Here is a 14924-nt window from a genome sequence, read left to right on the forward strand (position 1 = left end):
ATGCATCTATGCCAACTTTAGGTACAGGTTCGACGCTGTAAATCTCCTGCCCCGGACCCAGCCCCGCGGCGATCGCCATCATCCGATTGCTCATGTCGCCATACAAGGTGAAGTTGGCGCTCAGCGCCACCACCCCCGCGTCGGGTAACGACCGCTGGATCAGGTGCCACGGCGCACCCATCGCAATCCCCAGCGCCTTGGCCTCGTTGCTGCGCGCGATCGCGCACCCATCGTTGTTGCTCAGCACGATGACCGGACGACCCAGGAGGCTGGGGCGGAACACCCGCTCGCAGGAGACATAGAAGTTGTTGCCGTCGACCAGCGCGTACACGACGGATCCCTACCTCACAAAGCGCTTGATCGCCGCCGTCACCACCCCGCAAATGACAAGCTGTTGCCCCTCCTTGAACGTGATCTCGGGATAGGTCGGGTTGGCCGTCGTGAGCTTGATGCGCCCGCTGCGTTTGTAGAGGTACTTCACAGTGAAGTCGCCATCCACCTGAGCCACCACGATGTGCCGATGCACCGGAGTAATGGCGCGATTCACCACCAGCAGGTCACCATCACCAATGCCCGCCTCGACCATTGAAAGACCACTGACCTGCCAATAGAACGTAGCAAGCGGGTGCGTGATCAGCAGGTCATTCAGATCCTGCCGTTTGATCGCGAAATCGTCAGCCGGTGAAGGGAAGCCAGCGCGCAGCTTGCCTTCCACCACGGGCAGCGGCAGCACGCCAGGCTCGATGGCGGCGGGGCACGCGGACGACGGAATACTGTACATGCATCCAGTATATGGCTAGCATCAGGGCATGGACGCACCACCTGTCGAACTCAGCGCAGAAATATGGATTGCTGCCTGCGCGCACCGGCTGCAGCAGCGCTGGCGCACGGTCGATCCTGTGCAATTGGAGGAGATCGCCGGCAAGTTGCTGCATGACGAGCGCTTTGCCCGAATGACGCCCGCTCAAGCGGCCATCGAATGGCTCCGCCCCGTCGGAACCAGCGCCGAGAATCACTAGCGCAGGTCACCCGCTTGCTACGCCAACAGCGGCGGCTCCAAGCGACCAAGCCACACTTCCCTATGCCTTCATCCTCGTTCACGCTTCCCCGCGCACTCCTCGCCGCAGTGCTGGCCGTCATCCTGACCGGCTGCGCCACCACCGCAGGTCACCCGTCATCTCAACCGCAGGTTGAAGTCGCTTTCTCGCCCAAGGCAGGCTCAGAAGCATTGATCATCAAGGTCATCGACAGCGCACACAAAAGCCTGCGCCTTGCTGCTTACTCGTTCACATCCCCACCGATCGTTCGCGCACTCATCAGCGCCAAACGGCGTGGCGTCGATGTCCGCGTGCTGATCGACGATAAGGGAAACCGTGGCAAGTCCAACATCGCCGCCATGAACCTGGTCGTTGGCGCAGACATCCCGACCCGCGTGATCTCGTCATATGCGATCCACCACGACAAGTACATCGTGGTCGACGGTCAGCACACGCAAACCGGCTCGTTCAACTACAGCCAGGCAGCGGCAACGTCAAACTCCGAGAACGTGCTGGTCGTCTGGAGCAATCCGACGGTGGCCGCCACCTACTTGGCGCATTGGGAGAGCCGCTGGGCCAAAGGCAATGCGGTGGGATTGAGCTACTGACGTTGCGCAGGGACGTCGACGTCGAGCTTCGAAGACCTTTGAATTCGCCCTCCCTTAAAAAAGAGAACCGCCGACCCCGTCGAAACGTACCACCGCCAATAGCAAGCACTCAGGGCAGCAGCGGTTGAGCAACCTCCCACGATGCCCAACGTCAAGCGGTCGAGGATGAGCGAACACCAGCGTACAACAAGCCGCGGCAAGATGTCTTAGTCGTCATCTGCCGAGCTAGGCCGCGCGAGCAATCGACGAATAAGCGGCGATAGCTCTAATTCCAACCCTTGAGATTCATGCCGAGCGTGAGTCCTCTACTGGCAAGTTCCTCTTTCACTAAACGCAATGCCTCATCCGATCGGCCCAAGAGCCGCCACACTCGCACCTCTGTGCAACCGACAAGGTCACCAATGCGTTCAAATTTTTCTAGCGCGCCCAGCGTCAAAACGGGCAGTTCTTGGAGTTCTGAGATCGGTCGATAAAAGATCGGGTCAAAGTCGACATCGGTTCGCTCCGGCCAGTCGGGAATCCCAACAGTGCATGCAATATCTTCGAAAAGGAGCGCGACGCAGTGGCCTTGAGCGCTGTGTTGATCAAATTCGGCAGCGGTGGTGACTGCGTGTACGTTGGTCTTGCATTCGTTGCAATAGCGGACTGCGGGGTCATTAGCACCATGCAACTCTTCCCACTGCTTGGCGCAGACGAACGTGAGCTTGCAGTTGCTCATGAAGATTGTCCAGAGTTGTAACGTAGGTGGGGTTTTCGGCCCCTATGAGTTGGGGGAATTATCTTGGCAGCAGTCGACCACGTGTCTTGGTTGTTAATGGCGCGGGATGTCTGGCTACAGGCACTCATATCTTCTTTTTGAATGGGACCGGCGACCAATTATTCACCTAAAGTGTCCGCGCCGACGCACCGGGCATCGGAGTAGGCGACCTTGCCGTTCGTCTCGCAGCGGTAGACCGTAAGTTGCGCGGCGACGGGCAAGACCAGCAGCACGAAGACCGAGGCAGCAAGCAAGCGCAGCACGCGAGTGGTCACCACATCGCCCGCCACAGTCGCAGTCGACGTCCACTGCAGCCCCGCACGGCGATCTCGTGGAGTTGCGACAACATCGTGCGACCTCAAAATTCCCTTACATCCACCAGTACATCGTCGGAAAATGACAACCAAATAAAAAGGGTTTGCTACCCATTTGATAGCAAAACCTTCAACTAACATAAGGCTTGTGCGGTGGTAGGCCGTGATGGGCTTGAACCATCGACCAACGGATTATGAGTCCGCTGCTCTAACCAACTGAGCTAACGGCCCACGCGTCGGGGATTCTAGTGGGCGCTGTCCTCAGGGCTCAGGGCTTGCGGTGGCTCAGCGCGTTGGTCACCAGCCGCGACGTGATGTCGACGATCTGGATCATGCGGTCGTAGGGCATGCGCGTGGGGCCGATCACCCCCAGCGTGCCGACGACCTGGCCGTCCACTTCGTAGTTTGCGCTGACGATGGACAGCTCCTCGAAGGGCACCACCTGGCTCTCGCCCCCGATGAAGATGCGCACCCCTTCGGCCTTGCTCGATACGTCGAGCAGCCGCATGAGCTGCGCCTTCTGCTCGAAGAGGTCGAAGGCGCGCCGCAGCTGGCCCATGTCGCTGGAGAAGTCGCTCACCGACAGCAGGTTGCGTTCGCCGGAGATCACGACGTCGTCCTGCGACTCGGTCATGACTTCCGAGCTGGCCTTCATCGCCGCCTGCATGAGCGACCCGATCTCGCTGCGCAGCTTCTCGACTTCGGACTGCAGCCGATCGCGCACCTGCTCGATCGTGAGACCGGCGTAGTGCGCATTGATGTAGTTGGCGGCCTCGACCAGTTGCGACTGCGAGTAGTCCGACTCGGGGAAGATGACGCGGTTCTGCACATCGCCATCGGGCGAGACGATGATCACCAACAGCCGCCGGTCCGACAGCCGCAGGAACTCGATCTGCTTGAACACCGACGTGCGACGCGGCGCCATCACCACGCCGACGAATTGCGAGAGGCTCGACAGCAGGTTCGCCGCATTGGCGATCACCTTCTGCGGCTGGTCGGGGGGAAGGCTCGGCGCGGGCAACTGGTCGCGCTGGGCGGTCAGCATGGTGTCGACGAAGAGCCGGTAACCACGTGCCGTCGGGATGCGCCCGGCCGAGGTGTGCGGGCTCGTGATGAGCCCCAGCGCCTCGAGGTCCGACATGACGTTGCGAATGGTCGCGGGCGAGAGTTCGAGCCCCGACGCGCGCGAGAGCGTGCGTGACCCCACAGGCTGCCCCTCGGCGATGTACCGCTCGACCAGCGTCTTGAGCAGCAACTTGGCACGGTCGTCCAGCATCGTTTGATTTTAGTGTTGTAATTTGTAGATGACCTCGCGCTTCCGGCATGTCGCCCTCATTGGCAAATACCAGGCGTCCGGCCGACGGGCGTCGTCCGGCGCACCGGATGACCACATCATGGCGGAGATCGGCGCGTTCCTCGAATCGCAGGGCTGCGAGGTTTCACTCGAGCGCTCAACGGCCGACGAACTGCACGGCAGCCGCTACACGGCGCTGACGGTCGAAGAGATCGGCGAACGCTGCGACCTGGGCCTGGTGGTCGGTGGCGACGGCACCATGCTCGGCATCGGGCGGCAGCTCGCCCCATACGGTGTGCCGCTGATCGGCATCAACCGCGGCCGGCTGGGTTTCATCACCGACATCCCGCTCGACAACTACCAGGCCACGCTGGTGCCGATGCTGGCGGGCGAATACGAGGAAGACCACCGCAGCCTGCTGCACGCGCAAGTGATCCGCGAAGGCGCCTGCGTGTTCGACGCACTCGCGATGAACGACGTGGTGGTCAACCGCGGCGCGACCTCGGGCATGGTCGAGTTGCGCGTGTCGGTCGGGCGCCACTTCGTGGCGAACCAGCGCGCGGACGGCCTGATCATCGCGTCGCCCACCGGCTCGACCGCCTATTCGCTGTCGGCAGGCGGCCCGCTGATGCATCCGTCGATCCCGGGCTGGGTGCTGGTGCCGATCGCGCCGCACACCTTGTCGAACCGCCCTATTCTTCTGCCGGACGCCGACGAGATCTCGATCGAGTTGGTGTCCGGCCGCGACGCCAGCGCGAACTTCGACATGCAGTCGCTCGCGTCCGTCGAGATCGGCGACCGCGTGGTGGTGCGCCGTTCCGACTACCGCGTGCGCTTCCTGCACCCGCGTGGCTGGAGCTACTTCGACACCTTGCGCAAGAAGCTGCACTGGAACGAGGGAGGTTCCTGATGGCGCTGCGACGCATCGCGCTGCGCGACTTCGTGATCGTGCGCGCGCTCGACATCGACCTGTCCACCGGCTTCACCGTGCTGACCGGGGAGACCGGCGCCGGCAAGTCGATCCTCATCGATGCCCTGCAGTTGGCCCTGGGCAACCGGGCCGACGCGGGTGCGGTCCGCGAAGGCGCCGAGCGGCTCGACGTGAGCGCCGAATTCGATGCCGACCCGGCCCTGGCCGCCTGGCTCGACGAAGGCGGCTTCGAGGCTGGAGATTCGCTGCTGCTGCGCCGCACCGTCGACCTGCAGGGCCGCAGCCGCGGCTGGATCAACGGCAGCCCGGCCACCGCCACGCAGCTGCGTGAACTCGGTGACCACCTGCTCGACATCCACGGCCAGCACGCCTGGCAGAGCCTGACCCGGCCCGACGCGGTGCGCGGTCTGCTCGACGCCTATGCCGGCGTGCGCACCGACGCGCTCGACGCCGCCTGGCAGACCTGGCGCCAGGCGCAGGCCGCACTCGACGGCGCCCGCGCCGCGCAGGATTCGCTGCAGCGCGAACGCGAGCGGCTCCAGTGGCAGATCGCCGAAGTCGCGAAGCTGGCGCCCGGCGAGAACGAGTGGGACGAGCTGTCGACGAACCACACGCGTATCTCGAACGCACAGGCCTTGATCGACGCCGCCGAAGGCGCCCGCGCCGCACTCGAGGACGACGACCAGGGCGGGCTCGTCGGCCTCAACCGCGCGCTTGGCCTCCTGCAGGGCTGCGAGCACATCGAGCCTGAATTCAAGACGCTGGCCGAGGTGTTGGCCTCCAGCATCGCGCAGGCGGCCGACGCGGCGCACTCGCTGCACGGCTACCTCCGCCACGCCGACGCCGACCCGCAACACCTGGCCGAGCTCGACGAGCGCATGGGGCTGTGGATGTCGCTCGCACGTCGCTACAAGCGCAGCCCTGACGAACTGCCCGCGCTGTTCGCCGGCTGGCAGGCCGAACTGCAGGCGCTCGACGCGCAGAGCGACCTCGATGCGCTCGAACGCAGCGCGCAGGCCGCGCAACAGGCGTACCTGAAGGAGGCGAAGGCGGTGGGCAAGGTCCGCAAGCAGGCGGCACCCAAGCTCTCGCAGTCGGTGACGCAGGCGATGCAGGGACTCGGCATGCAGGGCGGTCGCTTCGAAGTGGCGCTGCAGGCGCTGCCGCAACCGGGCCGCGTAGGTTTGGAAGAAGTCGCTTTCCTGGTCAGCGGCCATCCGGGCAGCACGCCCCGCCCGATCGGCAAGGTCGCCTCGGGCGGCGAGCTCTCGCGCGTCGCGCTCGCCATCGCGGTCACGACGAGCGAGCTCGGCACCGCGCAGACGCTGATCTTCGACGAGGTGGACGCCGGCGTTGGCGGCGCGGTGGCCGAGACCGTCGGCCGCTTGATGCAACAGCTGGGGCGTGACCGCCAGGTGCTGGCCGTCACCCATCTGCCGCAGGTTGCCGCCTGCGCCGACCATCACCTGCTGGTGGCCAAGCGGCAGACCACGGCGGATGGCAGCACGACGCCGCGCACCGAAAGCGGCGTGTCCGCGCTCGACGCTGACGCACGCGCCCGCGAGATCGCGCGCATGCTCGGCGGTGAACGCCCGTCGGCCACCTCGCTGGCGCATGCGCGCGAGATGCTCGGCCGGCAGCGCGTGGAGGCCGAATGATCGACGCGCCGGAAAGCACGGGCACCGACGGGCTGGCGCTTGTCCTGATCACCGGCATGTCCGGCTCGGGCAAGTCGGTCGCGCTGCATGCGCTCGAAGACGCGGGCTACTACTGCGTCGACAACCTCCCGCCCGAACTGCTCATGCCCTTCATTGCCCTGCAGCGTGAGCAGGGTGCGACGCACGTCGCCATCGCGATGGACGTGCGCAGCGGCGTGTCGCTACCGATCGTGCCGCAGCAGCTCGAGACGCTCAAGCGCGAGGGCGTGGCGCTGCGCTCGCTCTTCCTCGACTCGACCACCGACGCGCTGGTGCGGCGCTATTCGGAAACGCGTCGCCGCCACCCGCTCTCGCGCGGCGAGCCACGCACCGATGCGCCGGAGCAGCAACGCGTGCTGATCCAGTCGATCGACCTCGAACGCGAGTTGCTGGCCGACCTGCGCGACGGCGCCGACGTGATCGACACCAGCATCATCCGGCCGGCCCAATTGCAGAGCTACGTGAAGGCGCTGATCTCGGCGCCGCAGAGCGCGTTGACGCTGGTCTTCGAGTCCTTCGCCTTCAAGCGCGGCGTGCCGCTCGATGCCGACTACGTCTTCGACGTGCGCATGCTGCCCAACCCGCACTATGTGCCCAACCTGCGCGCGCTGACCGGCCGCGACCAGCTGGTGATCGACTGGCTGCGCGAGCACGAAGACGTGGCGCGAATGTACGGCGACATCGAGCAGTTCCTCGCGCGCTGGCTAGACGCCCTGGCGCAGGACCACCGCAGCTATGTCACCGTCGCGATCGGCTGCACCGGCGGCCAGCACCGGTCGGTGTTTTTGGTGGAACAGCTCGCGCGCGGCTTCGGCGCGCGCTGGGCTGCCCTCAAGCGACACCGGGAGCTGGACGGGAGCTAAGAACCTGAGGCGGCGAGGAGCAGCTTGCGCACCGGTGCGGGCAAGCCGAGCGCCGACCACTCCGCAGGCGAGAACCAACGGCCCTGTTCGCCGAACGATAGTCCGCCCGCCGCCACCTGCACAGGATGCAGATGCAGGTCCTTGTGCGTGAGCACGTGCAGAAAAGCGGGCGCATCGACCGCCGTCTCGCGCTCGGCCGCCTCCAGCACGTCGAGCAAGGCCTCGCGGCTGTCGAAAACCGGCAGGCCATAGAGCCCGGCCCAGATGCCGCGCGCGGGCCGCTTCTCGAGCCACACGCGGCCCTGGCCATCGTCGGCCTGCAGCATCCACAACGACTGCGAACTGCGGCGCAGCTTGCGCGTCTTCACCGGGTAGCGCTCGGGCGCGCCTTCGCGCCGTGCCACGCACATCTCGTTGACCGGGCACAGCATGCAGCTGGGCTTGCGCGACAGGCAGATCGTCGCGCCCAGGTCCATCACGCCCTGGGTGTAGCGCGCGATATCGGCTCTCTCGCCTTCCGGCGGCAGCAATGCGGTGGCGCAGTCCCACAACGCGAGCTCCTGTGCGCTCGACGCCAGATCACCGCCGAAGCCGAGCACCCGCGTGAGCACGCGCTTGACGTTGCCGTCGAGGATGGCCACGCGCTCGCCGAAGCAGAAGGCCGCGATCGCCGCGGCGGTGGAGCGCCCGATGCCGGGCAGCGTCACCAGCTCGGCCGCGGTCTGCGGGAACTCGCCGCCGAAGCGCGCCACGACATCCTGCGCGCAGCGGTGCATGTTGCGGGCGCGGCTGTAATAGCCAAGGCCGCTCCACAGGCCGAAGACCTCGTCTTCGCTGCCTTCGGCGAGCGCGCGCACATCGGGAAAGCGAGCGAGGAAACGGTCGAAGTAGCCCAGCACCGTGCTCACCTGGGTCTGCTGCAACATCACCTCGGACAGCCACACGCGGTACGGGTCGTGCGTGTTCTGCCAGGGCAAGGTGCTGCGGCCATGCGTGCGTTGCCAAGCGACGATCTGTGCGGCGAACCCGTCGTCGGGCCCGGCGACCGTGACGGTCGCCGGCGCAAGGCCCTCAGGCCGCACTGACAACAGCCACGGCGGCCGGCGCGTCATTGCTGGTCAGCAGCGACGTGAGTTCGTTGAGCCGCTGCTGGAGCTCGGTCAGGCCGCTGTCCTGCGCGGCGATTTCCGCCAGACGTTCATCGAGGTTGCCGGCCGCGCCCTGGATGCGTTCGACCGATTCGAGCCGACGACCGAAATTGCGCCGGCGCTCCTTGAGCTGGGCATCGAGCTGGGCGCCGGCACCCTTGCTCCAGCGTTCGACCTCGGTCATGGCCGCTTCGTTGACCACGCGCAGACGACTCGACAGCGCGCGCACCAGCTTGTCGCAGAAGTCGGCCTGCGCCAGCTTCAGCAGGTTGCCGACGCCCAGGTAATGGATATGGCTTTGCTCGATCTGCGTGAGCTGCTCCCCGAAACTGCTCAGGTCGGGCTCGGCCGGCGCCTGCAGCGTGAAGCCGTGCTCGGCATTGAGTTGGCGGAAGGTGGCATGCAACATCGACTGGATCTCACCGGTCGTCGCCTGCACTTCGCGCAGGTTGTTGCGCAGCGCATCGAAGGTCTCGGCGTACACCTTGCGCACGCTCAACTTGATGCCCGGCCGCTTCAACGCAGCTGCCAGATGGCCCATGTCGGCCTTGAGCGCGGTGCTGCCGAGCACCGCGTACACCTCGCGCAGCAGCTTTCCCTGAACCGAACGCACCGCCAGGATGCGCACGTTGCTGGTCTCGAACTCGGTCTGCTCCTGCTCGATGCGCGAGCGCATGTGACGGATCACGGAGGCGTTCTTGCCACGCAGGCCCTGCAATTCCAGCACCTGCTCGGACAGGTCGCGCTGGCGCACGTTGATGATGCGCGAGGCCTCGGCCCGCAGCGCACCGATGCTGGCGTCGACCGCCAGCCGCAGCATGGTTTCGCGCTTGCCGAGCAGCCCCTCGCCCAGCACCTGCTCCAGCCCCGGCAGGCGGCTGGCCCGCAACAGCGGGTCATCGCGCCGGATCTTTGCCTGCAGGCCCTTCTGCGCCGACACCGGCAGCACCTGCGGCAGCGGCACGCCGAGGATCTCGGCCGCGCCCTTGCGCTGACGTTCGATCTGCGCGTCGATCTGAGCCGGCGTGCTGAGCGTGTCCCACAACGTGTCGATCTTGTTGAGCACCACGATGCGTGTCTCGCTGGCCGGCCCTTCGGTGATCAGGTGCTCGCGCCAGATCGACATGTCGGAGCGCGTCACGCCGGTGTCCGCCCCCAGGATGAAGACCACCGCGTGTGCCTGGGGAATCAGGCTGACCGTGAGTTCGGGCTCGGCGCCGATGGCATTGAGGCCGGGCGTGTCGAGAATGATCAACCCCTGCTCGAGCAGCGGGTGCGGCATGTTCAGTACCGCATGGCGCCAGCGCGGAATCTCGACCCGGCCCTGGTCGTCGGGCATGGGGTTGTCGTCCGGCGCGTCGTCGCTCCAGAAGCCCAGCGCGCGCGCCTCGGCCAGCGGCACCCAGCGGACCTCGGCCACCTTGGCCATCGCCGCCGACAGGCTTTCGGCGTCTTCGACATCGACCGACACGTCGGTCCAGCGCGCGGGCTCCTCGCGCCAATGCATGAGCGTGTGCGGCTCCAGCCGTGTCTCGATCGGCAGCAAGCGCAGGCTGGGCGGCTGTTCGGCGTCGTAGCCGAGTTCGGTCGGGCACATGGTGGTGCGGCCCGCGCTCGCCGGCATGATGCGTCGACCATAACCGGCGAAGAAGATCGCGTTGATCAGCTCCGACTTGCCGCGGGAGAACTCCGCGACGAAAGCGACCATGACCTTGCTCGTGCGCATCTGCGCCTCGAGCTCCTTCAGTCGCTCGGCTACGGCCTGGTCCAGCAGCTCGTTCTCGTCGAGCCAGCCGGACAGCCACTTGAGGCGCTTCGCGAAACTGCGCCGCCAGGCACCGTGCTGGTCGAACTGCTGGTTGAAGGAAGGGGTCAAGGGTGAATGCTGTAAGTGAAGCTTTCAAAATATAGCATCGGGCCTGTCGGTACGCCGTCGTCCAACGGCGACGCTTGCTCAGTATTTCTGGCAGTTCGGGCAAAAGTAGGTCGAACGCTGTCCTTGCCGAATCTGCCGGATGGGTGCGCCGCACACCCGGCACGGTTGCCCACCCCGTCCGTAGACCGTGGCTTCGAGCTGGAAGTAGCCGCTCTGGCCATCGACGTTGGAAAAGTCCCGCAAGGTGCTTCCCCCCGTTTCCACCGCCCGGGCCAGGATGTCGCGCACCGCCGCATGCAAGCGCAGCGCGCGCGGCCGGCTGATGCGCGAGGCGGCCAGCGTCGGCCGGATGCCCGCCACAAACAGCGCCTCGGAGGCATAGATGTTGCCCACGCCCACCACCACGTCGCCAGCCAGCAGCACCTGCTTGATGGCCGCCTGGCGCTTTCGCAGCCCGGCATGGAAGGCCTCGAAGTCGAAGCCGTCGCCCAGCGGCTCCATGCCCAGGCCGCCGAGCAGCTTGATCGCCAGCGGCGAGCTTTCGTCCTCGACGTGCACGACGGCCCCGAACCGCCGCGGGTCGTTCAGCCGCAGCGTGCCGCGGCTGGTGACCAGGTCGAAGTGGTCGTGCGATCCGGGTGAGGGCAGCGCGGCGTCGAAGCGCAGGCTGCCCGACATGCCCAGATGAAGCAGCAGGAGGCCGGCGTCGAGGTCCACCAGCAGGTATTTGCCACGCCGCCGCACCGTCTGAACGGTGCGGCCGACCAGGCTTTCGGGGGCGACGCCCAGCCCCCAGCGCAGGGGCTTGCCCATGCGCACCGCCTCGATGCGGGCGCCTGCGATACGGTCGGCAAAGCCGCGACGGGTGACTTCGACTTCGGGGAGTTCTGGCATGGGTCGAGCGTGCCATGAAAGCGCGACCGGGGAACCGGATGACCCGCGGGCGCTCACACCGAAAGCCTTGGATTAATATGACTTCAATGACCCCACTGCCCCGCCGACTCCGCCTTGCGGCGGCCCTCTCCGTCGCCCTGATCGCCGCCGCCGCGCAGGCCCAACCGACCACCCCCCCCATTCCTGCGGCGACACCGCCCGCGGCCGAGCCGACCAGCCCGGCACCGATCGTCGAACCGACGCGCCCCGCGCCGAAAGCGACCGCAGCCGAGACAGCCAAGGCCTCGGCCCTCAGCGCCGAGCTTTTCTACGAGGTGCTCGTGGGCGAGATCACGGCGCGCTCGGGCGACCCGGGGGCCGGCTACGCGCTCGTCCTCGACGCCGCGCAGCGCACACGCGACCCCGCACTGTTCCAGCGAGCGGTCGAAATCGCGCTGCAGGCGCGCTCGGGCGAGGCGGCATTGGCGGCCGCCCGCACGTGGAAGGAGAGCGTGCCGAACTCCCGCGAGGCGCGCCGCTTCGAGCTGCAGATCCTCATTGCGCTCAACCGCATCGACGAGACGGCCGAGCCGCTGCGCGTCGAGATCGCCGCGACGCCGCTGCCCGAGCGGCCGTTCCTGATGACCGTCATCGCACGGACCTATGCCCGTGCGAACGACAAGAAGCAGGCCGCCGCCGTGGTCGAGCGCGCGCTGGTCGACGACCTCAAGAACCCCGACACCGCCGGCTTCGCGTGGGCCACGGTCGGCCGGCTGCGCCTGGCTGCCGGTGACCCGACCGGCGCCCTCGAAGCGGCCATCCAGGGCCAGCAGGCCGACCCGTCGTCCGACGCACCACCGCTGCTCGCCCTCGAACTGATGGACGCCGACCGCCCCCTGGCGGAGCCGCTGGTCAAGCGCTACCTCGCCACGCCGAACGCCTTGCCGGATCTGCGCGTGGCCTACGCCCGCGAACTGATGGAAGCGCGCCGCTACACCGACGCCACCGTCGAACTCTCCGCCCTGACCCGTGACAAGCCCGAGCTGCCCGGCCCATGGATCCTGCTCGGGAGCCTGCAGGCCCAGAGCCGACAAGACGCCCAGGCCGAAGCGTCGATCAAACGCTACCTGGCCCTGGTCGAGCCCCTGCCGACCGCCGACGAAGGCCGACGGGGCGTAACCCAGGCGTACCTGCTGCTGTCGCAACTGGCCGAGCGACGCAAGGACTTCGCCGAGGCCGACAAGTGGCTCGGCCGCGTCGACAGCACCGACGACGCGCAGGTCGTGCAGATGCGACGCGCCGGCCTGCTGGCGCGCCAGGGCAAGATGCAACAGGCCCGCGAGTTGATCCGCGCGCTGCCCGAGCGCACGCCCGACGACGCCAAGCGGAAGTTCCAGGCCGAAGTGCAATTGCTGCGCGACGCCAAGCAATACCAGGCCGCCTACGACATGCTGGCCAAGGCGAGTGCCGACACCCCGGACGACACGGACCTCATCTACGACCAGGCCATGATGGCGGAGAAGATCAACCGGCTCGACGAGATGGAGCGGCTGCTGCGCCGGCAGATCGCCTTGAAGCCGGAGAACCAGAACGCGTACAACGCCCTGGGCTATTCCTTCGCGGATCGCAAGATCCGGCTCGAAGAGGCCCGCACGCTGATCCGAAAGGCGGTCGAGCTCGCGCCACAGGACCCGTTCATCGCCGACAGCCTCGGCTGGGTCGAATTCCGTCTCGGCAACACGGCCGAGGCCATCAAGATTCTCGAGACGGCCTACCAGCGACGCCCCGATGCCGAGATCGGCGCTCACCTGGGCGAGGTGCTCTGGGCTGCCGGCAACCGCGACCGCGCGATGGCGATCTGGCGAGAGGCCGCGCTGGTCGATGCCGAGAACGAGACGCTGCAGGAAACGCTCAAGCGCCTGCGCGTCAAGCTGTGATGGCGATGCGGCGACGGCTGTTGGCCGCAGGGCTCGCGGGCGCCGCGCTGCTGGCCGGTTGCGCCACGCCGGCTCGCCCAATCACCGACACATTGCAACCGGAAAGCTGGAGCGGACGCCTGTCGCTGCGCGTCGACAGCGAACCGGTGCAGACCTTCGCAGCCCTGTTCGACCTGCGCGGCACGACCGAACGCGGCACCCTGACGCTGACCACACCTATCGGCAGCACCTTGGCCGAGCTGCGATGGTCGCCGGGCGAGGCCTTGCTGAAGAACGGGAGCGAAACCCGGCGCTACGGCTCGGTCGACGAACTCATCCTGGCAGCGACCGGCGCTGCGATCCCGGTCGACGCGCTGTTCGGCTGGCTGGCCGGGCGCAACGACACCGTCACCGGCTGGCGGCCCGACCTGACGCAGTGGTCTGCCGGCAAGCTGCAGGCGGTGCGCGAATCGCCCCTGCCGCGCAGCGACCTGCGCATCGTGTTCGAGCGCTCCTGAGGGCGTGATGAAGGCGCTGTACGACCTGCCCGCACCGGCCAAGCTCAACCTGTTCCTGCACATCACCGGACGGCGCGCAGACGGCTACCACCTGCTGCAGTCGGTCTTCATGCTGATCGACTGGTGCGACACGCTGCATGTCGAACTGCGCAGCGACGGCCAGCTCAGCCGCGAGGACCTCACCACCGCGCTGCCGCCCGACGACCTGGTGCTGCGCGCCGCCCGCGCGCTCCAGGCACATGCCCGGCCCGGCCAGGGCGCACACATCGGGGTGGCGAAGCATGTTCCGGCGCAGGCCGGAATGGGCGGCGGCTCGTCCGATGCCGCGACCTGCCTGCTCGCACTCAATCGACTGTGGTCGCTCGACCTGCCGCTCGCCGCGCTCGAAACCATCGGCCTGTCGCTCGGCGCCGACGTGCCATTCTTCCTGCGCGGACACAACGCCTGGGTCGAGGGCATCGGTGAGCAGATCACGCCCGTTGAACTGCCTGCGCGGCGCTTCGCAGTGCTCAAGCCCGCCGCGGGTTTGGACACGCGTCGTATTTTTTCCTCACCCGATCTGCAACGCGCCACACCCGCTGCTATAATCTCGGGCTTTGCTGCATATCGCGGAACTGAAGTCTTCGACTTCGGCCACAACGACCTGCAGCCGGTTGCCGAGCAGCTCTGCCCCGACGTTACCGAAGCCATCGATTGGCTCGGCCAACAGGGGCTCACCGCCCGAATGACCGGCTCCGGAAGCGCCGTGTTCGCAGCATTGCCGCAGGAAGCGGTGCTCTCTTCTCTTTCGGAACACCCGGAAGGTTGGCAGCTCCGGCAGTGCAGCAATCTTGCCCTTCATCCGCTGTGCGGTTGGGCGGTGTAGAGAAAAAGACGATCGAGTCGCTGGGCGGCTCGATGCGACATATATCGGTTGATGGCGCAAGCCACCGACCCGTGTAGGGGAGTCGCCAAGTTGGTTAAGGCACTGGATTTTGATTCCAGCATGCAAAGGTTCGAATCCTTTCTCCCCTGCCAAAACACATGACGCGCGGCCCGAAGGGGCCGTGCGTTTTTGCGAAGACTGACCTGAAAACAGGTCACGCGGCCCGC

Annotated in this window: 15 protein-coding genes, 2 tRNA genes and 1 pseudogene; 9 read left to right on the forward strand and 9 right to left on the reverse strand. The window is 66.6% G+C overall.

The features are described 5' to 3' along the window. Positions 1-28 precede the first annotated feature (28 nt). Together ACSFA0_RS24005 and ACSFA0_RS24010 are read right to left on the reverse strand one after the other, a co-directional pair. Positions 29-331 (reverse strand): annotated as a pseudogene (locus ACSFA0_RS24005) (Y-family DNA polymerase); the annotation flags it as partial. Between the two features lie 9 nt (positions 332-340). Next, entirely contained in the window at positions 341-781 is a 441-nt protein-coding gene (locus ACSFA0_RS24010; protein WP_435452772.1) for a LexA family protein, read from the reverse strand. Between the two features lie 28 nt (positions 782-809). Between ACSFA0_RS24010 and ACSFA0_RS24015 the strand changes: the two genes are divergently transcribed. Further along, positions 810-1019: a hypothetical protein gene (locus ACSFA0_RS24015; protein WP_435452773.1), complete on the forward strand. Its 210-nt coding sequence runs from the start codon at positions 810-812 to the stop codon at positions 1017-1019. Positions 1020-1081: 62 nt separating this feature from the next. After that, positions 1082-1645 carry a phospholipase D family nuclease gene (locus ACSFA0_RS24020; RefSeq protein ID WP_435452774.1) on the forward strand — a complete coding sequence of 188 codons (564 nt, stop codon included), beginning with the start codon at positions 1082-1084 and terminating at the stop codon, positions 1643-1645. A 265-nt stretch (positions 1646-1910) separates the two neighbouring features. On the opposite strand, the gene ACSFA0_RS24025 is transcribed toward ACSFA0_RS24020, so the two are convergent. From ACSFA0_RS24025 to hrcA, 4 genes are all read right to left on the reverse strand, one after another. Then, a complete protein-coding gene (locus ACSFA0_RS24025; protein ID WP_435452775.1) occupies positions 1911-2363 on the reverse strand; it encodes a hypothetical protein in 453 nt (150 codons plus the stop codon). A 158-nt stretch (positions 2364-2521) separates the two neighbouring features. Then, a complete protein-coding gene (locus ACSFA0_RS24030) occupies positions 2522-2677 on the reverse strand; it encodes a DUF4124 domain-containing protein (protein ID WP_435452776.1) in 156 nt (51 codons plus the stop codon). A 193-nt stretch (positions 2678-2870) separates the two neighbouring features. Further along, positions 2871-2947 (reverse strand) — tRNA-Ile (locus ACSFA0_RS24035). Positions 2948-2984: 37 nt separating this feature from the next. Beyond that, complete coding sequence (hrcA, locus tag ACSFA0_RS24040; RefSeq protein WP_435452777.1) at positions 2985-3992, reverse strand: heat-inducible transcriptional repressor HrcA; 1008 nt, start codon at positions 3990-3992, stop codon at positions 2985-2987. A gap of 28 nt (positions 3993-4020) precedes the next feature. Here hrcA and ACSFA0_RS24045 point away from each other — a divergent pair, with 28 nt between their 5' ends. From ACSFA0_RS24045 to rapZ, 3 genes are read left to right on the forward strand one after another with little or no spacing between them, the layout of a single operon-like run. After that, on the forward strand, positions 4021-4920 hold the full coding sequence (locus ACSFA0_RS24045; RefSeq protein WP_435452778.1) for an NAD kinase: 900 nt from the start codon (positions 4021-4023) through the stop codon (positions 4918-4920). Further along, positions 4920-6599 (forward strand): DNA repair protein RecN, encoded by a 1680-nt coding sequence (recN, locus tag ACSFA0_RS24050; RefSeq protein ID WP_435452779.1) that lies wholly within the window; start codon positions 4920-4922, stop codon positions 6597-6599. The genes ACSFA0_RS24045 and recN overlap by 1 nt, the downstream gene beginning before the upstream one ends. After that, the gene (gene rapZ, locus ACSFA0_RS24055; RefSeq protein ID WP_435452780.1) at positions 6596-7501 is read left to right on the forward strand and encodes an RNase adapter RapZ; all 906 of its coding nucleotides are present in this window, start codon (positions 6596-6598) and stop codon (positions 7499-7501) included. The genes recN and rapZ overlap by 4 nt, the downstream gene beginning before the upstream one ends. On the opposite strand, the gene mutY is transcribed toward rapZ, so the two are convergent. From mutY to mutM, 3 genes are all read right to left on the reverse strand, one after another. Next, positions 7498-8613 carry an A/G-specific adenine glycosylase gene (gene mutY / locus ACSFA0_RS24060; protein ID WP_435452781.1) on the reverse strand — a complete coding sequence of 372 codons (1116 nt, stop codon included), beginning with the start codon at positions 8611-8613 and terminating at the stop codon, positions 7498-7500. The two genes, rapZ and mutY, sit on opposite strands and share 4 nt — an antisense overlap. Next, entirely contained in the window at positions 8573-10525 is a 1953-nt protein-coding gene (locus ACSFA0_RS24065; RefSeq protein WP_435452782.1) for a dynamin family protein, read from the reverse strand. Before ACSFA0_RS24065 ends, mutY begins: the two co-directional genes overlap by 41 nt. Before the next feature lie 78 nt (positions 10526-10603). Further along, positions 10604-11419: a bifunctional DNA-formamidopyrimidine glycosylase/DNA-(apurinic or apyrimidinic site) lyase gene (mutM, locus tag ACSFA0_RS24070; protein ID WP_435452783.1), complete on the reverse strand. Its 816-nt coding sequence runs from the start codon at positions 11417-11419 to the stop codon at positions 10604-10606. An 86-nt stretch (positions 11420-11505) separates the two neighbouring features. On the opposite strand from mutM, the gene ACSFA0_RS24075 reads away from it, so the two are divergent. From ACSFA0_RS24075 to ACSFA0_RS24090, 4 genes are all read left to right on the forward strand, one after another. After that, positions 11506-13335 carry a tetratricopeptide repeat protein gene (locus ACSFA0_RS24075; RefSeq protein ID WP_435452784.1) on the forward strand — a complete coding sequence of 610 codons (1830 nt, stop codon included), beginning with the start codon at positions 11506-11508 and terminating at the stop codon, positions 13333-13335. A gap of 20 nt (positions 13336-13355) precedes the next feature. Next, a complete protein-coding gene (locus ACSFA0_RS24080; RefSeq protein WP_435452785.1) occupies positions 13356-13832 on the forward strand; it encodes a lipoprotein insertase outer membrane protein LolB in 477 nt (158 codons plus the stop codon). A 7-nt stretch (positions 13833-13839) separates the two neighbouring features. After that, the gene (gene ispE, locus ACSFA0_RS24085) at positions 13840-14697 is read left to right on the forward strand and encodes a 4-(cytidine 5'-diphospho)-2-C-methyl-D-erythritol kinase (protein WP_435452786.1); all 858 of its coding nucleotides are present in this window, start codon (positions 13840-13842) and stop codon (positions 14695-14697) included. A gap of 75 nt (positions 14698-14772) precedes the next feature. Beyond that, positions 14773-14849: transfer RNA gene (locus ACSFA0_RS24090), tRNA-Gln, on the forward strand. The last annotated feature ends 75 nt before the right edge of the window (positions 14850-14924 follow it).

Origin of the sequence: Variovorax restrictus, assembly GCF_051216715.1 — a bacterium.
Taxonomy (GTDB): domain Bacteria; phylum Pseudomonadota; class Gammaproteobacteria; order Burkholderiales; family Burkholderiaceae_C; genus Variovorax.